Genomic DNA, 22,099 nt, shown 5'->3' with positions numbered 1-22,099 from the left:
CCGGACACCATGACGCGGTACCTCATCACCGGCGCGAGCGGCATGCTCGGCCAGGACCTCCAGCACGCGCTGCAGGGCGCCTCCGTCACCGCGCTCGGTCGCGCTGACCTGGACATCACCGACGCCGATGCCGTGCAGGACGCCGTCGCCGGACACGACGTCGTGATCAACGCCGCGGCGTACACGAAGGTCGACGACGCCGAGACGCACGAGGCCGACGCCCTCGCCGTCAACGCGACCGGTCCGGAGTTCCTGGCCCGCGCGGCCGTCCGGCACGGTGCCCGGCTCGTGACCGTCTCGACGGACTACGTGTTCGACGGACACGGCACGTCCCCCTACCCGGAGGACGCCCCGGTCGACCCGATCAACGCCTACGGGCGGACGAAGGCCGCCGGTGAAGCGCTCGTACGGTCGATCGCCCCGGACTCGTCGTACATCGTGCGCACGGCGTGGATCTACGGTGCGCACGGGCCGAACTTCGCCGCGACCATGCTGCGGCTCGCTGCCTCGCACGACACCGTCAGCGTCGTCACGGACCAGGTCGGACAGCCGACGTGGACCGGCGACCTCGCCACCCGGATCGTCGAGCTCGCGGAGTCCGACGCCCCGGCGGGCATCTACCACGGCACGAACTCCGGACAGGCGTCCTGGTTCGACTTCACCCGCGCCATCTACTCCGAGCTCGGACTCGACCCGGAGCGCGTCCTGCCGACCGACAGCGCCTCGTTCGTCCGGCCGGCCGCCCGGCCGGCCTACAGCGTGCTGGGGCACGACGGGTGGGCCCGGGGCGGGTTCACCCCGATGCGTGACTGGCGCTCGGCACTGTCCGCCGCGGTCGCCGCGGGAGCGCTCACCGCGTGACCGGTCGCGAGGACATCGCAGTCGCACCCACGCCGACGCCCCGCGGATGGCGCCGCTGGGGCTTGAACGCCGTGAAGATCGCGTTCATGGTGGCGGTCGTCGCCGCCGGCGCGCTCTACGTGGTCGGCAAGTGGGGCGAGGTCTCCGAGGCCGTCCGCTCGATGAACCCGGTGTGGCTCGTCCTGGCGTTCCTGGCGGTCGTCGTCGCCCTCGTGCTGTCGATGCTGTCGTGGATCGTGGTGTGGCCCGCGTTCGGCATCCGGTTGCCGCTCCTCCGCGGCGCACGCGTGTTCTTCGTGAGCCAGCTCGGGAAGTACCTGCCGGGGTCGGTGTGGCCGATCGCCGCGCAGGCGCAGATGGCCGGCGAGGTCGGCCTGGCGAAGTCATCGTCGATCGTCCTGTCGCTCATCGCGATGCTGGTCTCGATCGCGACGGGCCTCGGCGTCGGGGCGGTACTGCTCCCCTTCATCGACCTCCACCTGTTGCAGTCCTACTGGTGGCTGCCGATCGTGGGCGTCGCCTTCCTGGTCTGCCTGACCCCGCCGATCATGCGGATTGGCGTGCGGCTCGCGCTCCGGATCCTGCGCCGGCCGGACGCCCCCTTCGCCTACGGGTGGCGCGTGGCCTCGACGAGCTCGGGGCTGCAGGTCGGCAACTGGCTGTTCGGCGGCGCGCAGCTGTGGCTCGTGCTGATCGGCCTCGGTGTCGATCCGGCACGGAGCTTCGTGCCGGCCGTCGCCGGGTTCGCGCTGGCCTTCGCGCTCGGGGTGCTGCTCATCCCGTTCCCCGCCGGCCTGGGCGTCCGTGAGTTCGTCATCACGGTGGTGCTCGCCTCGGTCACGGGTCCGGGCGTCGCGGTGACGGCGGCCATCCTGTCCCGGTTGCTCTACGCCGTCGCGGACTTCGCCACGGCGGGGGTGGCAGCCTGGATAGGGCGCCGCGCCGCCGACAGCCGCTGACCACACGCGGTCCGCGCGCCACACACGTCACGCAGCAGCGCCGCAGCAACGCCGGAAGCACGCCGCGCGTCCGCCGGTCAGCCGGCGACGAAACCCGCGACCGTGTCGGTGTACGCCGCCCACATCCGGTCCGAGCCTCCGGCATCGACGCCAGCGCGCAGTCGGTCCAGCGCACCGGGGCGGGTGAGCCGCTCGAGCGCCGCCGCCAGGGCGTCCACGTCGTCGGCCGGCACGACCAGGCCGTCCTCGCCGTCGCGGATGTCGAGCGCCATCGTGCCGGCGTCGGTCGCGAGCACCGGCGTCCCGAAGCGGTGGGCGAGCGCAACGTTGATCGTGGACGACCCGGTGCGGTACGGCAGCGCGACGACGTCGAACGACCGGATGAGGGCGGGCATGTCCGCCATCGCCACGTAGCCGTCGACGATCTCGACCCGGTCCTCGATGCCGAGCGCGCTCACCTGGGCCCGGTACTCGTCCACGGGCTGCCAGAACTCGCCGCGCACGACGACCCGGATGCCGGGCACGCGCGCGGCGGCCTCGAGCAACTGGTCGACCCCCTTGTAGTGCCGGACCATGCCGAAGAACCCGACCGTGACGGGCGACGCCCCGGAACCGGCAGCAGCAGCAGCAGCGTCACCGGCCGCACCCCCGCCCGCACCGTCGAAGAGCAGGTCCGCCAACGGCAACCGCGTCACGCGGACGTCCACCCCCGCGTCCGCACCCACGATCGACCGCGCGAGCGCCGCCTGCTCGTCGCTGTGCACCAGCACGGCACCGTACTGGCGGTACATCGCCCGGACGAGCCGCTCGTCGAGTCGGCCGTGTTCGTGCGGCAGCACGTTGTGCGCGAGCACCACCCCGGTCGGTCGTCGACCGGCGGCGAAGCGCATCACCGCGTAGGGCACGGCGTGGTACGGCGTCACGCCCGTCACGAGCACCAGGTCGGCGCGGCGCATCCCCACGCCGGCCCGGAGCCACGTGAGCGGGTTGTACCAGGTCAGCCGGGCCGACGAGGCGGCGAACGGCGTCACCTCCGGCTCGTCCTCGGGCACGCGGGTCGTCCCGCTGCGCAGGAACGACGGGTACTGCGCCTTCCAGGACAACAGGCGCACGTCGTGTCCGGCGGCCTGCAACCGGTGCGCCAGCGAGGTGGTGTGGGTCGCGATGCCGCCCGAGAACGGGTGGGTCGGACCGACGATCGCGATGCGGAGAGGACGCGGCATCCGACGAGCATAACGACCGCCGGAGGCCCGTCCGCGCGGCGGGCTCACGGGACCGCGCTGATAGTGTCGGGGCGCCCGCGGACCCCCAGGTCGTCCGCGCTCGACGGAAGGACCGACCCGGCATGACGACGCTCCGCGTGATCGTGGACCAGGTGATCGCACCGGTTCCCGGCGGCATCGGCCGCTACGCGGAAGAACTCACCCGCCACCTCATCGAGACCGCTCCGGCGGGTTGCGACGTCGAAGCGCTCGTGTCCGCGGCACCGCCCGCCGACATGCAGCGGCTCCGCACGCTGCTGCCGGGCCTGTCCGGCCTGCAGCGGTTGCCGCTCCCCCGGCGCGAGCTCTCGCTCGCGTGGCAGGCGGGCCTCGTCGGATCGGCTGCGCACGGCCTCGTGCACGCACCCAGCGTGCTCGCGCCCCTCGTGAAGCACAACCGTGAGACCGACCCCGGCCGCCAGACGGTCGTGACCGTGCACGACACCGTGCCGTGGACCCACCCCGAGACCCTCACCCCGCGGGGTGTGCAGTTCCACAAGGCCATGATCCGGCGGGCGTGGAAGTACGCGGACGCCGTGGTCGTGCCCACCCACGCCGTCGCGGGAGCCCTCAACGAGATCCACCACTTCGACGGCCGACTGCGCGTCATCGGCGGTGCGCCGAGCGCGCGGCTCCGCATCCCCGTCGACGCCGATCTCCGCGCCGAACGCCTCGGGCTCCCCGAGCGGTACGTCCTCGCCGTCGGCACCCTCGAGCCCCGCAAGGGCCTGGTACACCTCATCGAGGGCATGGCCCACCCCGAGGCCCCGACCGACATCCCCCTCGTGATCGCCGGCCCGGACGGCTGGGGCGACGTTGACGTCTACGGCATCGCCGAGCGCGCCGGACTCGCCCGCGACCGCGTGAAGGTGCTCGGCCGGGTCGACGACGCCGACCTCGCCGTGGTCTACGACCGTGCGACGGTCTTCGTGTTCCCGAGCCTCGCCGAGGGGTTCGGCCTCCCCGTGATCGAGGCGATGCACTTCGGCACGCCGGTCGTCCACTCCGACGACGAGGCCGTGCGCGAGGTCGCGTCCGACGCCGGCGTGACGGTCGCCCGGAACCCTCGAGCGTCCTACCCGGAACGGCTCGCGCAGGCGGTGTACCAGGTCGTCAACGACCGGGTGCTCGCCGAACGCCTGTCGATCGCCGGCCCGGACCGCGCCCGGATGTTCGACTGGCGCGACTCCGCCACCGAGACCTGGCAGCTGCACGCCGACCTCTAGCGGCGAGCGGCGGCAGGCGGCTGGGCCGGGTCCCGGGGACCCGTCACGTCGTCGACGGGTCGACCTGGAGGCTCAGCGCGATTCGCGCAGGCGCGTCGCCTTCTCCTCGACCACGGCTTCCAGCGCCACCGCGTGCGCGGCCAGACGCTCGGCGACGGCGGGTTCCGAGGACCCGATGATCCGCGCCGCGAGCAGCCCGGCGTTCGCGGCACCGTTGATGGCGACGGTGGCGACGGGGATCCCCGCTGGCATCTGGACGATGGACAGCAGGGAGTCGAGGCCGTCGAGCCGCGCCAGCTGCACGGGGACACCGATCACGGGCAGCGTGGTCATCGATGCGACCATGCCCGGCAGGTGTGCGGCTCCCCCGGCGCCGGCGATGACGACGCGGAGTCCGCGCCCGGCGGCTGCCCGCGCGAACCGCATCATCTTGTCGGGTGTCCGGTGCGCTGACACGACGTCGACCTCGTAGGGGATGCCGAGTTCGTCGAGGGTCTCAGCGGCCGGCCGCATCGTCGGCCAGTCGGAGTCGGACCCCATGATGATCGAGACGAGGGGCTGGTCGGCAGCGGTGGTGTCGGTCACGCGACGAGCCTAACGGGACCGGGCCGCGCCTCCCGGCCGCCCCTGGAGCAACACGTCCTGCCAGGCCGAGCCGTCTCCACCCAACGTGCGCCGACGGAGGAACGCGAGCGTGTCGGGAGCCGGTCCGCCGGCGGCGACCGCGGCGACCACCGCGGACCGCCAGACGGCGACGTCGTCCGGCACGACGACGGCACCGTGGCGAGCGGCCTCGGCGTAGGCGGGGCGGTCGGAGACGACGGCCGGCAGGCCGAGTGCCGTGTACTCCAGGAACTTCAGGTCGCTCTTCGACCGGTTGAACTCCTCGTCGCGGAGCGGAGCCACCCCCGCGCTCCACCGCGATCGGTTCGCCACCAGCCAGCGGGCGAACGCCGGGTAGTGGCCGTCCGGGACCTCGATCCGTCGGTACCAGCGGGCGTCGGAGTCCTCCGTGATCCCGATCACCTCGAGCCGGACGGGCGATCCGTCGACCGCGCGGAGATCCGAGAACACCGGTTCGAGCAGTTCGAGGTCCGCCGCGTGCGTCATCGTGCCCATGTAGAGCACGCGGTGTTCGTCGTCGGGGGGTGCGACCGTGGCCTCGGCGGCCGGGTCCGGGGTGGTCCCGGCGGACGTTCCAGCGGTCCAGAGCGTCGGGTCCAGCGCGTTCGGGACGACGACGACGTCGCGCGCGATGGGCCGGACGACGACGGCGAGCTCTTCCGTGCTGACGATGACGACGTCCGCGCCCCGCACGACCGCGTCGATCGAGGCCAACCGGTCGGGGTCGTACTCGGCGCGCGCGAGTCGGGCCCGACCCGCCTCGGTGAAGAAGTCGTCGTCCACCTCGGCCACGACGCGGATCGCACGTGCGCGTGCCGCGTCGAGGAACGGTCCGACGACGCCGATCGGCAGGATGTCGCGCTGCACGAGGAGCACCGCGTACTCGGTCGTGTCGGTTCCGGACACGAACGCGTCCGGTTCGACCTGCTGCACGGTCGCCGCCCCGGAGGCCGCGAGGTGCTCGATCCGCCGCACCACACGGACGTGTGCCGACGCGGGGTGCGCGCCGCCGCCGCCCGCCACGACGTACCCGACGACGGGGACGGGAGGCACGGGGTCGGCCGGGTGGGCGGGTGACGCCCCCGGCGCCGGTCGCAGCGTCCGACCGAGTCGGCGGACGGCACGGCGCAGGAGATCGGCTGGCATGGCTCCATTGTCCCCGGATCCCGGCGTGTCCACGACCGCGATGGTGGCAGGTCAGCGCACGGTCAGCGCGGCGCAGCCGAGGCCGGTGTCGCCTCCGCGGCCGATCCCGACCGCGACGAGGCAGATCGTCCGCCGTCCGCTCGCGGCGCTGACCGTGCCGGCGAAGCCGTGGTCGGCGCCGACCCCGAACGTGCGGTCGACGTCGGCGCGCGCATCGGCAGCGGTCAGGGTCTGGACGACCGTGCCGTCGACCGAGACGCGGACCTGCAGCGCCGTCCCCGGTGCGTCGCGGTCGAACGCCCACCCGCGGACGGAGACGCGTCGGACACCGTCCGAGAGGACCGCGTCCCGGTGCCCGGTGGGGGCAGCGGTCCCGGTGGACGGGGCTGCAGCGGACGGGGCTGCGGTGGCGGCTCCGGTCGCCGTGACGCCGGCCGTGCGCGCGTTCGCGACGAGGGACCGCGCGGCTGCCGACCACCACGTCCCGGCCGCCGGGCCCCCGTTGCAGGTCCCGTCGCTCGCCCCGGGGGTCTTCACCCAGAGCAGTGCGTCGAGCGCGGTCCCGGGCGGCGCGACGGACGGTGCGTCGCCGAGTCCGGCTCCGGGACCGTTGCACCACGTCCCACGCCACCCCTGCCCGTTCCGCGAGGTGTCGATCACGTAGTGCGACCCCGCGGTCGCCGCCGACACCTGGTCGGCGTACGCCACCTCGGCCGAGGTCGGGTAGTCGTTCGCGACGTTCGTGAAGAACCCGCGGGCGTCCTGCACACCGGCTGCGGTGAGGCGCCGTGCGGCTTCGGCCACCGGGACCCAGTTCGAGTTCCCGCCGTCCAGGTACGCGGCGACGCCCACGGCCCCGAGGGCACGGACCTCGCGGTGCAGGATGCGGTAGCGCTGCGCCTCGAGTCCGGCGTCACACCGGCTGCCGCCGAGCATCGACAGCGCGTCCGGTTCGACGACGACCACCGCCCGGTGCCCGGACAGACGTGCTGCGATGGTGTCGACCCAGGCGTCGTAGGAGGTCTCGTCGAACCCGCCCGCGGAGTAGCCGCCGCAGTCCCGGTCCGGGATCGCGTACGTGACGAAGACGGGCGTCGTGCCGGCTTGCTGGGCACCGGCGACGGCCTGGTCGATGGTCCGCGTCAGCGCCGTCCCCTGCGTCCACTCGCCGAGCCAGCTCGCGACCGGGTAGCGGGCGATCGTCGCTGCGGCGGCAGCGCCGGCCGGGTCGCTCGGGGTCAGCGCGGTCGCGGCCTTCGCTGCCTCGCTCGTGGGGCTCCGGTACGGGCCCTTCCCCCAGACTGTCGCCGCGGTCGCCTGCCGGACCACCGACGCCGGCGACGACGTGGCCGGACCCGTCGCGGCCGCACCCGTCGCGGCCGGACCCGTCGCCGTCGCCGCGGTCGAGGGGGCCGCGGCGACGCTGACGGTCAGGGCGACGGCGAGAGCGGCGGCGCCGCAGACGAGGACGGCCAATCGACGGCGGCGCATGGCGGACTCCCTGTTCGGACGGCGAGGTCCCATCGCACCACCGGGTGCGCTCGGGTGCCAGCGCCAGTGCGGGTGGCACCCGAGCGGGTGTCCGTCCTTCAGGGGACCCGCCGCGCGGCAGTCCGTCAGGGACTCGCCGCCCTCCGCGGCAGTCGCCCGGCGTCAGGGGACCCGCCGGGCGTCAGGGCACTCGCCGGGCGTCAGTCGTCGAAGTGCGCGGCAGCTGCCCGAGCGCGGTACACGACGTCGTCCAGGTCGTCGCCGATGACCGTGACGTGCCCGACCTTCCGCCCCGGACGCGGGGCCTTGCCGTAGAAGTGGAACTTCGCCTCGGGGAACGCGGCGAGCGCGTCCGGGTACCGGCCGGCCAGGTCACCGTCGGCGGGACCGCCGAGCACGTTCACCATGACGGCGGCGGGGGCGTGCGCACCGGTGGCCCCGAGCGGCAGGTCGAGGACGGCCCGCAGGTGCTGCTCGAACTGGCTCGTCGTCGCACCGTCGATGGACCAGTGGCCGGTGTTGTGGGGCCGCATCGCGAGCTCGTTGATGAGGATGCGTTCATCAGCTGTCTGGAACAGCTCGACGGCGAGGACACCCGTCACCCCGAGCTCCTCGGCGACCCGGACCGCGAGGGACTCGGCGGCGTCGGCGAGCCGACCGGCGCTGTCCGGTGCGGGCGCGATGACCTCCGCGCACACCCCGTCGCGCTGCTCGGTCTGCACGAGCGGCCAGGCCACGACCTGACCGGAGGGGCGTCGGGCGACGGACTGCGCGAGCTCGCGGGTGAAGGGGACGAGTTCCTCGGCGAGCAGGGCCTCGCCCGCGCCCACCTCGGCGAGCGCGATGAACCAGTCGTCGGCACCGGAGGCGTCGGTGACGACCCGGACTCCCTTGCCGTCGTAGCCACCCCTGGCCGTCTTCACGACCGCGCGACCGCCGTGCGCGTCGAGGAACGCGCCGAGTTCGGCGGCGTCGTGCACCGCTGCCCAGTCCGGGACCGGCAGGCCCAGGTCCGTCAGCCTCCGGCGCATCACGAGCTTGTCCTGTGCCACCGCGAGGGCGTCCGGGCCGGGGTGCACCGCGACGCCGGCGTCGACGAGCGCGCGCAGGACGTCCTGCGGGACGTGCTCGTGGTCGAACGTGACGACGTCGACCTCGCGCGCGAACGCCAGGACGGTCTCGGCGTCGTGGTAGTCCCCCGTGGCGGTCGCCGCGATGCCGGCGGACATGCCGTCCTGCTCGGCGAGCACCCGGATGTCGACACCGAGTTCGACCGCGGGCGGGACCATCATCCGCGCGAGCTGTCCGCCACCGATCACTCCGACACGCAACGACATCCTGTCCGTTCCTTCCGACGTTCCCACCAGACGGCGAGGGGTCACCGTCTACCATTGCCCGTTGGCCCGCTCGTGTGCGGGCAGGTCCGGACCAGGCGACGAGCCCGGGCCGGACAACGACACTCTACGGACCCGGGAGACCACGTGCGGCGACTCATCGCGCAGCTTGCCCGCTTCGGCGTCGTCGGCGCCATCGGCTTCGTCGTCGACACCGCGGTCTTCAACGTCCTGCGCGCGACCGTGTTCTCCCCCCACGAGATCCACTCCGGCCCGTTCTGGGCGAAGGTCGTGTCGACCTCGGTGGCCATCATGGTGAACTGGATCGGCAACCGGTACTGGACCTTCCGCGACCAGCGCCGTGCGGTCGCCGCTCGTGAGGGCGTGGAGTTCGTGATCGTGTCGCTCGGCGGCATGGTGATCTCCCTCGGCTGCCTCGCGATCTCGCACTACGTGCTCGGGTTCACCTCAGCGCTCGCGGACAACATCTCCGGCAACGTCATCGGCCTTGTGCTCGGGACGGTGTTCCGGTTCTGGCTGTACAAGGTGTGGGTGTACCACCCCGATCGCGGAGGGCGTCGCGCTCCGGAGGCCACGCCGGGGAACGGATCCGACTCCGGCGAGCGCCGGGTCAGCACCGGCGTCTGACCGTTCGCCCACACGCGCCCCCGCGGTTCCGGCCCCCGCGGTTCCGGGTCGTCACGCCACTCCCCCTAGGCTGTCGCGAGTCACGTCCCGATCCCCAGGAGTCCCGCATGCCGGCCGAGCCCGTTGCCGACCACCCGCGGATCGCGACCTGGGAGCGCGTCACCGTCGCGGCCGTCACCCTGGCGTTCACGCTCTGGCTCGTCGTCTGGGCGCTCGTCGTCCCGCCGTTCCAGGCCCCGGACGAGCGCGCGCACGTCGACGCGACGGTGCAGGTCGCGCTCGGCCACCCGTGGGCGGCTCCCGGAGACCTCCGCATCCTGAACGCGGTGATGGCGGCGCAGCAGCGTGAGGCCCTGCAGCCCGCAGCGACGCGGTCCACGGTGACCCAGCTCCTCCAGGACGTCCCCGGGACCTCCGCGACCGTCGACCAGATGACCCAGCACCCACCGACCGCGTACCTGGTCGGCGCGGCCGCGCTGCGGCTCGCGCACTACGGCGACCTCCGGTGGGACCGCGCCGTGCTGGTCCTGCGTCTGGTGGACGTCGCCTGGGTCGCCGCCCTGCCGTTGCTCGTCTGGGCGTCGGTCCGCCGGCTGACCCGGTCGCCGCGAGCCGCGCTCGTCGGCGCGGTGGCGCTGTTCGCCACGCCCCAGCTGGCGTCGATCGCCTCGTCGGTGTCGAACGACGCCCCCGTGATGCTCTTCGGCGGTGTCGTCGCCTGGCTCGCGACGCGCCTGCTCACCGGCGACCTGCGACGGCGCACCCTGCTGGGGCTCGGGGTCGCGCTCGGCGTGCTGATCTGGTGCAAGGGCACGGGGCTCCCGGCGATCCCGTTCGTCGCGGTCGTCGGCCTCGTGGCGGGTGCCGGGCGCCTCCCGATGACCGCACGCGTCCTGCGGACCCTCGTGGCCCTCGGTGTCGCCGCCCTGATCGGCGCGTGGTGGTGGCTGCACAACCTGGTCGCCTACCACCACCTCCAGCCGAACGGCTACGAGCAGTACCGACCGCCGATGCCGTTCCCGCCCGGGCAGGGGCCGAGCCTGCTCCACTTCCTGAACGTGAGTTGGGGCACGATCACACGGACGTTCTGGGGCAGCGCGGGTGGTGGTGCCCAGGTCTCCATCGGCGGGGTGCTGACCGCGGTCCTGACGGTGGTCGCCCTCGGCGTGGTCCTGGTCTGGGGCTTCCGCCGCGGACCGGAGCGTCGGGCCGTGGTGTGCCTGGCGGTGTTCCCGGCGCTCCTGATCGCGGGGCAGACGTGGACGAGCGCGACGTCGTACCTCTCGACCACGTTCGTCGCGGCGACGCAAGGGCGCTACTACTTCCCCGCGATCGTCTGCCTGATCGCCATCAGCGCCGTCGCGTGGCGCCGCATCCCGCGCACCCCGGGCGGCCGCCGGTCGCTCGCGACGACGATCGCGGTGGGGTCCGTCGTGATCGGCGGGTACGGGCTCGGCGTGGTGAGCGCCTGGTTCTGGAACGGTGCGCGCGGCCCGGTGACGGCCGAGGGGCTCGCCCGCTTCGCGACGGGAGGCCCGGTGCCGGTCTGGGTCGTCGGCGCACTGCTCTCCGTGGTCGCCGTGGTCCTGGTCGCAGCCGTCGTCCGGATCGGACGGATCCCGTCCGGCCGACCGGAGGCCGAGACCTCCCGCGAGCCGGTGCGGGTCGAGCCCGGGTCCTAGCGGCCCATGCCCCGCAGGGTGAACCCGGCGGCGGTCCAGGCGTCGCGGTCCAGGCAGTTCCGTCCGTCGATCACGACCGGGTTCGCCACGAGGGTGGCGGCCGCGGTCGGGTCCAGCTCGCGGAACTCCTGCCACTCCGTCAGCACCAGCACGAGGTCGGCGCCCCCGAGCGCCTCGGCAGCGCTCTCGACGTACTCGAGCTCGGGGTGGATCCGGCGGGCGGTGACCACGGCCTCCGGGTCGTAGGCGGCGACCGTCGCGCCGAGGGCCTGCAGGCGGCTCGCGATGTCGAGTGCCGGGGAGTCGCGGACGTCGTCGGAGTTCGGCTTGAACGCCAGTCCGAGTGCAGCGATCCGCTTGCCGGCGACGACCCCGCCCAGGACCTCCTGCGCCAGCTCGACGACGTGGTCGCGGCGGCGGAGGTTGATGGCGTCGACGTCGGCCAGGAACGCCAGGGACTCGCCCACGCCGAGTTCGTCCGCCCGCGCCTGGAACGCGCGGATGTCCTTTGGCAGGCAGCCACCGCCGAAGCCGAGCCCGGCGTTCAGGAACTTCCGGCCGATCCGGGCGTCGTGGCCGATGGCGTCCGCGAGGGCGGTGACGTCGGCACCGGCGACCTCGGCGATCTCGGCCATGGCGTTGATGAACGAGATCTTGGTCGCCAGGAAGGCGTTCGCGCTGATCTTCACGAGCTCGGCCGTGGCGAGGTCGACCACCAGGCGGGGCGTGCCCTCGGCGAGCGCCGTCGCGTAGATCTCGTCGAGCGCGGCGACCGCGCGCTGCCCGGCGTCGCCCTCCGGCACGCCGTAGACGAAGCGGTCGGGCGCGATGGTGTCCTGGACCGCGAAGCCCTCGCGGAGGAACTCCGGGTTCCACACGAGCGTCGCGCCGGGGACGACGGCGCTGACCTCGGCGGCGAGGCGCGCCGCGGTGCCCACGGGCACGGTGGACTTGCCGACCACGAAGTCGTCCGGCGACAGGTGCGGGATGAGGGACGCGACGGCCGCGTTCACGTAGGTCAGGTCCGCGGCACCGGTCGGGCCCTGCGGCGTCCCGACGGCGAGGAAGTGCACCTGGGCACCCGCGACCTCGGACATGTCGGTCGTGAACCGGATCCGGCCGGACGCGAGGGCCTCGCCGAGGATCTCGGGCAGACCGGGCTCGAAGAACGGCGCTTCGCCCGAGGCGAGCCGTTCGATCTTGACGGGGTCGACGTCCACCGCGACGACCTCGTGTCCGAGCTTGGCCATGGAGGCGGCGTGCACGGCACCGAGGTACCCGCAGCCGATGACAGAGATACGCACGGCGAAGACGCTACAGGGTCCGCGGCGAACTTCCACCGAGCGCCGTGCGGACGCGAGCCGTCGACGCCCCGACGGTCCGTCAGGGCCGGACGTCACCCCAGCCCGGGCGCTCGGCGCCGCCCACGATCTCGTCCCAGTCGGGTTCGCGGTGCCGGCGCCTGGCCTCGTACGCCTCCACCATGTCGTGCAGCACCGCGACGACCAGGTCGGCGTGCGGGACGTCACGGAGCACCACGGCCGGGTCATCACCGGGGAACACCAGGACGTCACCGGAGCGGAACAGCCCCTGCAGCCCACGCCGACGGACGGTCACGTCGTACCCCCGTGAGTGCAGGAGTTCCTGCCGGGTGCGCGTGCCGAGGCCGTGCACGACGACGAGCCGTCGGGTGGTGACGACGTACCGCTGGGACATCCACCGGACGAGCGGGATCGCACCCCCGACGACCAGCAGCAGCAGCACGAGCACCGCGACGACGACGTTCAGCCACGCGAGCTGCGCCTGGAACACCCCGAACCCGAAGCCCCCGGCCGCCATCACGAGCAGGACGAACACCGCCGGGCGCACCAGGCTCCGCGCGTGCGGTCGCAGTCGTGCGACGACGCGTTCGGGCGGGGGCTCGGCGCTCATGCCGTCATGCATACCGCAGGTGGGTGATGTCCCCCACTGCGACGCCCCTGACGGTGCCCTGTCGGTCCCGGATCGTGATGCGGCCGTCGTCGTCGACGCCGATCGCGTCGCCCTCCTCGACCGTGCCGTCGGGCAGCTCGAGACGGATCCGCTGGCCGATGGTGCCGCAGACGGCGCGGACGTGGGACCGGACCGTCTCGGCGCCCGCAGCGCCCGCGACCAAGGCGGCCACGGCCTCCAGGACGGCGGTCCGGAACGCGGACAGGACCGCGTCCGCGAGACCCGGCGCGTCGTCGACGGCGCCCGCGACGACCAGCGAGGTCGACGTCGGCGTCGGCAGCTGGTCGGCGGGGATCGTGAGGTTCACGCCCGCGCCCACCACGACGCTGCCGTCGGCAGCGACCTGGCACAGGATGCCGCTGGCCTTCCGCCCGTCGACGAGCACGTCGTTCGGCCACTTCACCGCGACGTGCGTCGGCCGGGAGGCGCGCCCCGCGTCCGCCCCGGCCGGCACCACCGTCGCGATCGCGTCCCGCATCGCCGCTCCGGCCACCAGGGGCAGCCATCCGCGGTCGCGGGGCGCGAGGTCGGCTCGGACCAGCAGGCTCGCGGCGAGCGTCTGCCCGGCGGGTGCGACCCAGGTCCGGTCCAGGCGACCACGGCCCGCCGTCTGGTCGAGCGTCGCGATCACGCTGCCGTGCGGCAGGTCCGACGCTGCCGCGAGCAGGTCGGTGTTCGTGGAGCCGGTGCGCTCGGGCGTCCGCAGCACGGCGCCGTCGGCCTCGACCGCGGCGCGGGTGGCGGGGAAGGACGGCGACGCGGATGTGGACATGCACGCAAATGTACGGGCAGGAACCGTGGGGGTCCTCCAACCGACCGGGTCACACCCGCCGGTATGGTGAGCGGGTGACTCAAGGTGACACCCCCGATCTCTCGACGACGGCTGGCCGCCTCGCCGACCTCCGCGACCGGTACCACGAAGCCGTGACCGCCGCGGGCGAAGCCGCCATCGCGAAGCAGCACGCCAAGGGCAAGGGCACGGCCCGCGAACGCATCGAGCAACTGCTCGACGACAACTCCTTCGTGGAGTTCGACGAGTTCGTGCGGCACCGCACCCACGCGTTCGGCATGGAGAACAAGCGCCCCTACGGTGACGCGGTCGTCACCGGCGTCGGGACGATCCACGGCCGGAACGTCGCGGTCTACGCGCAGGACTTCACCGTCTTCGGCGGCTCCCTGGGCGAGGTCGCCGGCGAGAAGATCATCAAGGTGATGCAGCACGCGCTGAAGACCGGCGTGCCGATCATCGGGATCCTCGACTCCGGCGGCGCCCGGATCCAGGAAGGCGTGGTCGCGCTCGGCAAGTACGGCGAGATCTTCCGGCTCAACACGCAGGCGTCCGGGGTCATCCCGCAGATCTCGATCGTGATGGGCCCGGCGGCCGGCGGTGCCGTGTACTCCCCCGCGCTCACCGACTTCGTGATCATGGTCGACAAGACCAGCCACATGTTCGTCACCGGCCCCGACGTCATCAAGACGGTCACGGGCGAGGACGTCGGCTTCGAGGAACTCGGCGGCGCCCACACCCACAACGCGGTGTCGGGTGTCGCCCACTACCTCGCCGAGGACGAGACCGACGCGCTCGACTACGCGCGGTCGCTCATCGGGTTCCTGCCGGACAACAACATGTCCGACGCTCCCGCGTACGACCTGGTGCCGGAACTCGAGACCACCGACGCCGACCGCGAGCTCGACGTCGTCATCCCGGACTCGGCCAACCAGCCGTACGACGTCACGACGATCATCGAGCACCTGGTGGACGACGGCGAGTTCCTCGAGGTCCAGCCGCTCTTCGCGCCGAACATCCTGATCGGCTTCGGCCGGATCGAGGGCCGGACCGTCGGCATCATCGCGAACCAGCCCCAGGCGATGGCCGGCACGCTCAACATCGACGCCGGCGAGAAGGCGGCCCGCTTCGTGCGGTTCTGCGACGCGTTCGGGATCCCGATCCTCACGCTCGTCGACGTGCCCGGCTACCTGCCCGGCACCGACCAGGAGTGGACCGGCGTCATCCGCCGTGGCGCGAAGCTGCTGTACGCCTACGCCGAGGCCACCGTGCCGCTCGTCACCGTCATCACCCGCAAGGCGTACGGCGGCGCGTACATCGTGATGGGGTCGAAGCAGCTCGGTGCCGACATCAACCTGGCGTGGCCGACCGCCGAGATCGCCGTCATGGGTGGCCAGGGTGCGGTGAACATCCTGTACCGCGCCGAGATCAAGCGTGCCGAGGAGTCCGGTGAGGACGTCGCCGCCGTCCGCACCCGACTGGCGAACGAGTACACGTACAACGTCGCGTCCCCGTACCTCGCTGCGGAGCGTGGGGAGCTCGACGGCATCATCCAGCCGCACGCCACCCGCGTGGCCGTCGTCAAGGCGCTCCGGGCGCTGCGGGGCAAGCGGGCGTCGGTGCCGCCGAAGAAGCACGGGAACATCCCGCTGTGAGCGGCCGCCACGCGCTGCCGGACCCCGCTGCCGGGGCTGACGCCGCCGCTGCACCCGGCCCCGGCACCGACGCGGGGTCGGAGGTCGCGCCCGGGGGTGTCGCCGACGTGCAGGTGGTGTCGGGTCAGCCGTCCCCGGAGGAGCTCGCGGCCGTCATCGCCGTGCTCCAGCGGCAGGCCGACGAAGCGGCGGCGAACGGACGCGCACCGGTTACCGAGTCGCCCCGGTCCGGCTGGGACGTCTCGGCACGGGGGCTCCGCCGACCGCTCGAGCACGGGCACGGCGCCTGGGAGCGTTCGCTGCGCTGACGCCCCACGCTCCGTGCTGCACAGGACCCCGACCGGACCCGGCCCGGGGTCCGCTGCGTGCCGGCGCTGCGGCGCGGACCTGCAAGTCAGACCGTCGGCACCGCAGTCACGCGAGTCGGGTCAGCCGCGTCAGGTCGAGCGGGTCGGGTCGGGCACGTCGGGTCTTGCGCGCCGGGTGGTGCGCCTCGGGTCTTGCGCGTCCGGTCCCGTACCGCGAGCATGTACCCCTGACGTACCGGCGGGTATCGACGTTGCAGATCGCACTTCCCGGTCGGTCTCCCCTCGCTCGGGGGACAACACGGTGCAATATGCGACACGAAACGCGGATTTTGTCCCCCATAATGACGACTGACAACAGGGTTCGCACAGGGCAGTATTACTGGTGTTCGGTGTCCTTCAACGAAGAACATCGCAGGACGGTGGCCGACTAGGGTACGAAGCCACCGCCCGCTACGGGTCAGGGCGGTATTCGGGTTATCGCTCAGATCCGGGTCGTGAACGGGCCGGTCGGATTCCGACCGGCCCGTTCCCCATTTCCGGGCTGTTTCTCCGGGCTGTCGCGAGCCGGTCGGAGCCGCGGCCCTCTGCGGTTGCCGAACGACACCGCGGCCGTCGCACGACAGCCGCGAAGTCGCTCGGGCCCGGCAGCCGGCGCGCACCATGCACGCGGATGCGACGACGATCCACCCGTCGATCGACGCGTGGACCGTCGAACCATGCGCACGCAACAGCTGCGTGTGCATCCGGCGACGAGACACGACGAGTTCGACAGGTGGATCGTCGGAACATGCACACGCACTCAAGTGCGACGAGCCGTCCGTCCGACGCGAGGCGCGGTTCGGAGCCGCCACGCCGACGGGCGCGTCGCCACGACCCCCACCCCGCTCAGGCGTCGGCGTGCCGCGGGATCTCGAGCCAGAGGGCGACCGAGTCGTCCTCGTCACCATCGTCGTCGTCGAGTCCCGCGCCGAGTGCCGCGGACTCGCTGGCCGCCGTGTCGAGCCGCAACCCCACCACCGTGACGGCGACGTCCGAGCCCTCGGAGACGGTGCGGACGATCACGTTGTCGGCGTCACGGACCTGCCGCAGGGCCTCTGCGACGCGGAGGTGGATCCGCCGGAGCTCGTCGATCTCCAGCTCGTCGAGGCCGCCGTCGTCGTGCAGCTGGACGGTGGCGCCACGACGACGGAGGCGCATGACCTCCTCGCGGACGTCGTCGGACAGCAGGGACCGACCGCGGATCTCGTCGCGGATGGCCTGCTCGAGGTGCAGCGACTCCCGACGGTCGGCCTCGTCGAGCTCGCCCCGCGTCGCGATGATCCGCTCGAGCATCGGCAGCGCCATGCGGGTGGTCTGCCGCAGCCGGAACTGCCGCTCGAACACGTGCGCGTCCTGCGCGGCCTGCCAGTCGACCGTCTCCTGCTCGGCCCGCATGAAGTCCCGGGTGACCCGGGTCGCACGGTTCATCGCCACCGAGAACCCGGTGGCGATCGCGACCCACGCGACGCTGCCGAGCACCCCGAGCGACCCGAGCGCGCCGAGTCCCGCCCACGCGACGGTGTGCACGGCGACGAAACCGACGCCGACCCAGGCGAAGGGGCCCCGTCCGCGGACCACGAGCACCACCATGAGCGTCCCGACCGCGGCGATCCACCAGGTGGCGTACCCGGGACCCGAGCGCAGCTCCACGGCGGGCGCGGCGATGATCGGCATCACCACCGCCGTCGCGAGCGAGAAGCAGGCGGTCCACATCGGCAGCGTCCGACCGGGGACGAACAGCGCCATCGCGGTGGCGGCGGCGTAGAGGACCATGCACGTGACGACCGGGCCGACGTGCAGGACGTGCGACAGCGTCGTCGCAGCGAGCAGCAGGTGGTAGAGCGAGAACAGTGCGGCGAGGCCGATCGCGACGCCCGCCGGGATCGAGACCCTCACGACCGGACCGCCGATCCCGGGGACCAGTCGAGCAGCACGCGGGCGCCCTCCCCCGGTGCGGTCAGGATCTCCGCGGTGCCGTCGACGGCGACGACGCGCTCGATGATCGACCGCCGGACACCGAGCCGTTCGGCCGGGATCGCGGCGAGGTCGAAGCCCGCGCCCTCGTCGCCGACCTCCACGTGGACACCGGCCCCGCGCTGCTCGACCACGACCCACCGCTCGACGTCGGTGCCACCGGCATGCTGCACGCTGTTCACGACCGCCTGCACGGCGGCGGAGGCCACGGCCTCCGCGACGACAGCGGGCACCGACAGGTCGCCGATCCGGCGCTGACGCACGTCGACGGGCGCGGCCAGGGCGGACACGGCGGTGGCGATCCGGGTGCGGAGCTCAGCCAGCGAGACGGGCGTGCCCTCGCCGGGGGCGTCCGTCGCGGCGGCTTCGAGGTGGTCGATCGCGTTCCGGGCCATCCGCGCGGCGAGGGCCTTCGCCTCCGGGGTGTCCGCTCTCGCGGCCGACAGGAGGGTCGTGAGCACGCTGTCGTGCACGATGGCGTCGACCTGCACGCGCTCGACCTCCGTCGCGTGCTCCCGGATCGCGTGCGAGTAGCGCCGGACCGCCGTGGCCTGGGCGACGTCGACGGCGGTGGCAGCCCGTCGGAGCACCACCGCGATCACGAGGACGGCCCCGCTGAGGATCGCCGTGTACGCGCCGTCCAGGAACGCTCGGAGGAACCCGGCGTCACCACCGGTCGGAGTCAGCCGGATCAGGACGTAGACCGTCGGCACGAGCGCCGTGTAGACGGTCGCACGCCACGACGCGAACCCCATCGCCGCCGCCGTGGAACCGACGGTGCAGAGCCACCAGGGCCACGGCACCTGGTCCTTCGGGATCGGGTGCTGGACCGTCAGCGGCCAGGTGACGAGGGCCACCAGGAACAGGAGCGCGCACAGGATCTGCGCGAACTGCGCCCAGCGCTGCACGAACGCCGACACCCCGACGAACACGAACGACGCCGCGACCGCCGACGCCGCGGCCACACCCCACACGGGGTCGAGGTACGGCAACTGCGCGAGGACCGCGGGGACGGTGGTGGCGCCGAAGCCGAGCGCCGCGACCGCGATGAGGATCGCGAACACCCGCTCCACCGACGCCTGGGTGAACGACGCGCGGACGCTCCGCGACGGGTCCACGCCGAAGGGCGCCGGCTCGACGATCACCGGTGTCGCCCTCCCCGCGGTCGTCATCTGCGTCAGCGACCCTCGCCGTCGGGATCGATCCCGGAGTCCAGTCCGGGCAGGATGCCGTCTTCGACCGCGCGTCGGAGGAGGTCCACCTTCGTCGGGGCGGGACGGCCGACCTCGACGTACTTCACCCGGATCCGGTCGAGGTACTCCCGAGCGGTCGAGTACCCGATCCCGAGCTGCTGGGCGGCCAGCTTGAGCGGCAGCCCGGAGGCGTACAGGTGCAGGATCTCGCGCTCGCGGCGCCCGAGCTGGGCCTTCGCGAAGTCGCGGTCCGCGTCGATCGCGCTCGCCCATTCGAGGTTGTTCAGCACGTCACCGCGCGCCACCGTCGCGACGGCTGCCATCACGGTCTTCGTCGCGGACGACTTCGGGATGACCCCGGCCGCGCCGGCGGCGAGGGCTTCCCGGACGCTCGCGACGCGGTCCGCGATCGAGTGCACGAGCACGGCCGAGCCGGTGCCCTGCACGCCCTTGACGTTCTCGGTCACGGTCGACCCGTCGCCGAGGGACAGGTCGAGGACGACCACGTCGACCTCGCGCCCCTGGAGGTTCTGGACGTACTCCGGCACGCTCGCCGCGGTGAGGACGACCTCGAAGCCCTCGTTCTGACACGCGGCCTGGATGCCGAGTCGCACGGACTCGTGGTCGTCGACGATCGCGACGCGGACCGGGTGGGTCGCATCGCCGGTCGTCCCGGTGGTGGTTGTCGCTGCTGTTGCCACGATGGCCTCTCGTTCCGATGTGCGTACCGGCCCCTGAAACCGGGTTGCCATCAGCAACCCAGGATACCCAGGTCGGACCCAGGTTCGGATTTCTCAGCCCCGCGCCACGCGGATAGTGGTCAGCGCCTCGGAACCTGCGGCGGTCGGGACCCGGCACCGACCGTGGTCACGCGACCGGCACCAACCGCGCCACGGCCTCCATGTGGTGGGTGTGCGGGAACAGGTCGACGGCCCGCAGCGCCTCCAGGCGGTAGCCGAGGTCCGCGAACGTCGCGACGTCACGTGCCAGCGCGACCGGATCGCACGCGACGTAGACGACCTGCGCGGGCTGGAGCGCCGCGATCTGCACGACGGTCTCGCGGCCCGCACCGGAGCGCGGCGGGTCGAGGACGATCGTGCCGGTGCGGAAGCGCGTGCGTTCGGCGGCCGTGAGCGATGCGACGGTCCGCGCGAGCCAGCGGTCGACTCGACCGGTCTCGGCGCGCGCCCCGAGCCACTCCGCCAGGTTCGCCTGCGCGTGCTCGGTCGCCCGCGGGGCGCTCTCGACGCTCGTCACGCGGGCCTTCGGGCCGATGAGGTCCCCGAGTGCCGCAGCGAGCAGCCCGACGCCGCCGTACAGGTCGAGGTGCTGCCCCTCTGCGTCGAGGCGCTCCCGGTCGACCAGGTCCTGCACCGCGGCGGTCAGCACGGCGGGCGCCGCGCGGTGGACCTGCCAGAAACCGTTGTCGTCGACCGCGAAGGAGCGGTCCCCGACGGTCTCCGTGACCACGGTCGGGCGCTGCTCGTCGATGACGAGCCGGGCGCCCTCGGCACCGGCGGGCGCGAGCACGTCGACGACCGACGCACCGGGCAGCCCCCCGCGGCCGAGCGGAGCGCCCTGCTCCACGACGGCGGTCGCGAGCGGCAACCCGGTCACGGGCACGACGGTGTGGGAGCGCGCCGCGAACGGGCCGGCGGTCCCGTCCTCGTCGACGTGCAGCCGCACGCGCGTCCGCCAGCCGAGGCCGTTCGCCTCGTCGTCACCGGGCGCGGCCTCGACGATCACGTCGTGTCCGAGCGTCTCGACCAGGTCGGTGTGCGCGAACCGGGCGAACGAGTCGAGCAGGACGTCGCGCTTGAGCGTGCGCTGGTGGGCGAGGGCGATGTGGCCGAACTCGGCACCGCCGGGGCGTTCGGCGGGGTCGCGCTCGAGCGCGGCCTCCGGCCAGACGTGGGCGACGCGGTGCTCGCTCGGCTCGAGGACCTCGACCGTGTCGGCACGCCAGAACGACTTCTTCCGGTCCTCGGTCACGCGTGCCACGACCTTCTCGCCGGGGATCGCGTCGGAGACGAAGACCACCCGACCGTCGTGCCGTGCCACCGAGATGCCGCCGTGGGCGATCCCGGTGACGTCGAGTTCGAGCAGTGTTCCGACCGATTCACCCATGGTTCGATGTTCCCATGCGTCTGTACCTCGCGAGTACCTCCCCCGCCCGCCGTGCGCTCCTCGCGCAGACCGGGATCGAGCCGGTCCTCGTCGCCCCCGGCGTCGACGAGGACGCAGCCGCCGACGCCGCCCGGCAGACGCTCGGCCGTGAGCTCACCGGGCCGGAGCTGGTGTCCCTCCTCGCGGTCGCGAAGGCCTCCGCCGTGGCGGACGGCCCCGTCGACGGCCTCCCGGTGGACGGTTTCGTGTTCGGCGGTGACTCCGCGTTCGAGGTCGACGGACGCCTCTACGGCAAGCCGCACGACCCGGAGGTCGCCCGTGAGCGCTGGCGGCAGATGCTCGCCGCCGGTGGCGGCACCCTGTGGAGCGGGCACTGCGTCCTCGACCGCCGTCACGACGCGACCACCATGGGGCCGGGAGGAGCGGTACCGGCCCGCACCGTGCCTCCCGTCCGCCCCCTCCCGCCGTCGACGGCCGGGGACGGCCTGATCACGGAGGTCGCGCCGGGCGGGTCCGCGATGGTCGCCGACGGCGACCGCGTCGTGGCCGTCGACAGCGCCGTCCTCACGTTCGCCGACGACGTGTCCGCGGCGGAGATCGACGCGTACGTGGCAACCGGCGAGCCCCTCGAGGTCGCGGGTGCCTTCACGATCGACGGACGCGCCGCGGCCTACATCACCCGGATCGACGGAGCCCCCTCCGCGGTGGTCGGACTCTCGCTGCCCGTGTTGCGGTCCATGCTGCTGCGGGGGTTCGGCGTGGCCTGGCACGACCTCTGGGCACTGTAGACA

The 22,099-nt window shown here is 73.1% G+C and carries 20 protein-coding genes; 8 read left to right on the top strand and 12 right to left on the bottom strand.

Features of this window, described 5'->3' with window-relative positions; all coding sequences use genetic code 11:
• Window positions 1-9 precede the first annotated feature (9 nt).
• The gene (rfbD, locus tag J7E22_RS11080) at window positions 10-861 is read left to right on the top strand and encodes a dTDP-4-dehydrorhamnose reductase (RefSeq protein WP_214981783.1); all 852 of its coding nucleotides are present in this window, start codon (window positions 10-12) and stop codon (window positions 859-861) included.
• Window positions 858-1,820, top strand: a complete 963-nt coding sequence (locus J7E22_RS11075) for a YbhN family protein (RefSeq protein ID WP_214981782.1) — start codon at window positions 858-860, stop codon at window positions 1,818-1,820. Before rfbD ends, J7E22_RS11075 begins: the two co-directional genes overlap by 4 nt.
• Window positions 1,821-1,897: 77 nt before the next feature.
• Here J7E22_RS11075 and J7E22_RS11070 read toward each other — a convergent pair whose 3' ends face one another.
• Window positions 1,898-3,043 (bottom strand): glycosyltransferase family 4 protein, encoded by a 1,146-nt coding sequence (locus J7E22_RS11070; RefSeq protein ID WP_214981781.1) that lies wholly within the window; start codon window positions 3,041-3,043, stop codon window positions 1,898-1,900.
• Between the two features lie 122 nt (window positions 3,044-3,165).
• Between J7E22_RS11070 and J7E22_RS11065 the strand changes: the two genes are divergently transcribed.
• Entirely contained in the window at window positions 3,166-4,308 is a 1,143-nt protein-coding gene (locus J7E22_RS11065; RefSeq protein ID WP_214981780.1) for a glycosyltransferase family 1 protein, read from the top strand.
• 72 nt (window positions 4,309-4,380) lie between these two features.
• Here the strand turns inward: J7E22_RS11065 and purE are convergent, their stop codons facing one another.
• The 4 genes from purE to J7E22_RS11045 all read right to left on the bottom strand — a co-directional run bounded on the left by purE (window position 4,381) and on the right by J7E22_RS11045 (window position 8,906).
• Entirely contained in the window at window positions 4,381-4,893 is a 513-nt protein-coding gene (gene purE, locus J7E22_RS11060) for a 5-(carboxyamino)imidazole ribonucleotide mutase (RefSeq protein ID WP_308159225.1), read from the bottom strand.
• A 9-nt stretch (window positions 4,894-4,902) separates the two neighbouring features.
• The gene (locus J7E22_RS11055; RefSeq protein WP_214981779.1) at window positions 4,903-6,078 is read right to left on the bottom strand and encodes a glycosyltransferase; all 1,176 of its coding nucleotides are present in this window, start codon (window positions 6,076-6,078) and stop codon (window positions 4,903-4,905) included.
• Window positions 6,079-6,129: 51 nt separating this feature from the next.
• Window positions 6,130-7,569 (bottom strand): glycoside hydrolase family 6 protein, encoded by a 1,440-nt coding sequence (locus J7E22_RS11050; protein WP_214981778.1) that lies wholly within the window; start codon window positions 7,567-7,569, stop codon window positions 6,130-6,132.
• Between the two features lie 200 nt (window positions 7,570-7,769).
• Complete coding sequence (locus J7E22_RS11045; protein ID WP_214981777.1) at window positions 7,770-8,906, bottom strand: 5-(carboxyamino)imidazole ribonucleotide synthase; 1,137 nt, start codon at window positions 8,904-8,906, stop codon at window positions 7,770-7,772.
• A 144-nt stretch (window positions 8,907-9,050) separates the two neighbouring features.
• Here J7E22_RS11045 and J7E22_RS11040 point away from each other — a divergent pair, with 144 nt between their 5' ends.
• Both J7E22_RS11040 and J7E22_RS11035 read left to right on the top strand, forming a co-directional pair.
• Window positions 9,051-9,551, top strand: a complete 501-nt coding sequence (locus J7E22_RS11040; protein WP_214981776.1) for a GtrA family protein — start codon at window positions 9,051-9,053, stop codon at window positions 9,549-9,551.
• Between the two features lie 107 nt (window positions 9,552-9,658).
• On the top strand, window positions 9,659-11,233 hold the full coding sequence (locus tag J7E22_RS11035; protein WP_214981775.1) for a DUF2142 domain-containing protein: 1,575 nt from the start codon (window positions 9,659-9,661) through the stop codon (window positions 11,231-11,233).
• Here J7E22_RS11035 and J7E22_RS11030 read toward each other — a convergent pair.
• The 3 genes from J7E22_RS11030 to J7E22_RS11020 form a co-directional block, all read right to left on the bottom strand.
• Entirely contained in the window at window positions 11,230-12,537 is a 1,308-nt protein-coding gene (locus tag J7E22_RS11030; protein WP_214981774.1) for a UDP-glucose/GDP-mannose dehydrogenase family protein, read from the bottom strand. The two genes, J7E22_RS11035 and J7E22_RS11030, sit on opposite strands and share 4 nt — an antisense overlap.
• A gap of 79 nt (window positions 12,538-12,616) precedes the next feature.
• A complete protein-coding gene (locus tag J7E22_RS11025; protein WP_214981773.1) occupies window positions 12,617-13,165 on the bottom strand; it encodes a PH domain-containing protein in 549 nt (182 codons plus the stop codon).
• Window positions 13,166-13,169: 4 nt separating this feature from the next.
• Window positions 13,170-13,997, bottom strand: coding sequence for a biotin--[acetyl-CoA-carboxylase] ligase (locus J7E22_RS11020; protein ID WP_214981772.1), 828 nt, complete (start codon window positions 13,995-13,997; stop codon window positions 13,170-13,172).
• 74 nt (window positions 13,998-14,071) lie between these two features.
• Between J7E22_RS11020 and J7E22_RS11015 the strand changes: the two genes are divergently transcribed.
• Window positions 14,072-15,667 carry an acyl-CoA carboxylase subunit beta gene (locus tag J7E22_RS11015; RefSeq protein WP_214981771.1) on the top strand — a complete coding sequence of 532 codons (1,596 nt, stop codon included), beginning with the start codon at window positions 14,072-14,074 and terminating at the stop codon, window positions 15,665-15,667.
• On the top strand, window positions 15,664-15,975 hold the full coding sequence (locus J7E22_RS11010; RefSeq protein ID WP_308159224.1) for an acyl-CoA carboxylase subunit epsilon: 312 nt from the start codon (window positions 15,664-15,666) through the stop codon (window positions 15,973-15,975). Before J7E22_RS11015 ends, J7E22_RS11010 begins: the two co-directional genes overlap by 4 nt.
• 885 nt (window positions 15,976-16,860) lie before the next feature.
• On the opposite strand, the gene J7E22_RS11005 is transcribed toward J7E22_RS11010, so the two are convergent.
• From J7E22_RS11005 to J7E22_RS10990, 4 genes are all read right to left on the bottom strand, one after another.
• Complete coding sequence (locus tag J7E22_RS11005) at window positions 16,861-17,910, bottom strand: hypothetical protein (RefSeq protein ID WP_214981770.1); 1,050 nt, start codon at window positions 17,908-17,910, stop codon at window positions 16,861-16,863.
• Window positions 17,907-19,160 (bottom strand): sensor histidine kinase, encoded by a 1,254-nt coding sequence (locus J7E22_RS11000; RefSeq protein WP_214981769.1) that lies wholly within the window; start codon window positions 19,158-19,160, stop codon window positions 17,907-17,909. The genes J7E22_RS11005 and J7E22_RS11000 overlap by 4 nt, the downstream gene beginning before the upstream one ends.
• 5 nt (window positions 19,161-19,165) lie before the next feature.
• Window positions 19,166-19,882: a response regulator transcription factor gene (locus J7E22_RS10995; RefSeq protein ID WP_214981768.1), complete on the bottom strand. Its 717-nt coding sequence runs from the start codon at window positions 19,880-19,882 to the stop codon at window positions 19,166-19,168.
• A 166-nt stretch (window positions 19,883-20,048) separates the two neighbouring features.
• A complete protein-coding gene (locus J7E22_RS10990) occupies window positions 20,049-21,308 on the bottom strand; it encodes a class I SAM-dependent RNA methyltransferase (RefSeq protein ID WP_214981767.1) in 1,260 nt (419 codons plus the stop codon).
• 14 nt (window positions 21,309-21,322) lie between these two features.
• Here J7E22_RS10990 and J7E22_RS10985 point away from each other — a divergent pair, with 14 nt between their 5' ends.
• Window positions 21,323-22,096: a nucleoside triphosphate pyrophosphatase gene (locus J7E22_RS10985; RefSeq protein WP_214981766.1), complete on the top strand. Its 774-nt coding sequence runs from the start codon at window positions 21,323-21,325 to the stop codon at window positions 22,094-22,096.
• Window positions 22,097-22,099 lie beyond the last annotated feature (3 nt).

Origin of the sequence: Curtobacterium sp. ISL-83 (genome assembly GCF_018613895.1) — a bacterium.
Taxonomy (GTDB): Bacteria; Actinomycetota; Actinomycetes; order Actinomycetales; family Microbacteriaceae; genus Curtobacterium.
Note: the sequence above shows the minus strand (reverse complement) of the source record. Positions and strands in the feature narration are given on the sequence as shown.

Bases quoted from the DNA above. Each gene is read 5' to 3' on its own strand.
- rfbD (WP_214981783.1), top strand. From the start codon at position 10: ATGACGCGGTACCTCATCACCGGCGCGAGCGGCATGCTCGGCCAGGAC.
- J7E22_RS11070 (WP_214981781.1), bottom strand. From the start codon at position 3,043: ATGCCGCGTCCTCTCCGCATCGCGATCGTCGGTCCGACCCACCCGTTC.
- J7E22_RS11065 (WP_214981780.1), top strand. From the start codon at position 3,166: ATGACGACGCTCCGCGTGATCGTGGACCAGGTGATCGCACCGGTTCCC.
- J7E22_RS11055 (WP_214981779.1), bottom strand. From the start codon at position 6,078: ATGCCAGCCGATCTCCTGCGCCGTGCCGTCCGCCGACTCGGTCGGACG.
- J7E22_RS11050 (WP_214981778.1), bottom strand. From the start codon at position 7,569: ATGCGCCGCCGTCGATTGGCCGTCCTCGTCTGCGGCGCCGCCGCTCTC.
- J7E22_RS11045 (WP_214981777.1), bottom strand. From the start codon at position 8,906: ATGTCGTTGCGTGTCGGAGTGATCGGTGGCGGACAGCTCGCGCGGATG.
- J7E22_RS11035 (WP_214981775.1), top strand. From the start codon at position 9,659: ATGCCGGCCGAGCCCGTTGCCGACCACCCGCGGATCGCGACCTGGGAG.
- J7E22_RS11025 (WP_214981773.1), bottom strand. From the start codon at position 13,165: ATGAGCGCCGAGCCCCCGCCCGAACGCGTCGTCGCACGACTGCGACCG.
- J7E22_RS11020 (WP_214981772.1), bottom strand. From the start codon at position 13,997: ATGTCCACATCCGCGTCGCCGTCCTTCCCCGCCACCCGCGCCGCGGTC.
- J7E22_RS11000 (WP_214981769.1), bottom strand. From the start codon at position 19,160: ATGACGACCGCGGGGAGGGCGACACCGGTGATCGTCGAGCCGGCGCCC.
- J7E22_RS10990 (WP_214981767.1), bottom strand. From the start codon at position 21,308: ATGGGTGAATCGGTCGGAACACTGCTCGAACTCGACGTCACCGGGATC.
- J7E22_RS10985 (WP_214981766.1), top strand. From the start codon at position 21,323: ATGCGTCTGTACCTCGCGAGTACCTCCCCCGCCCGCCGTGCGCTCCTC.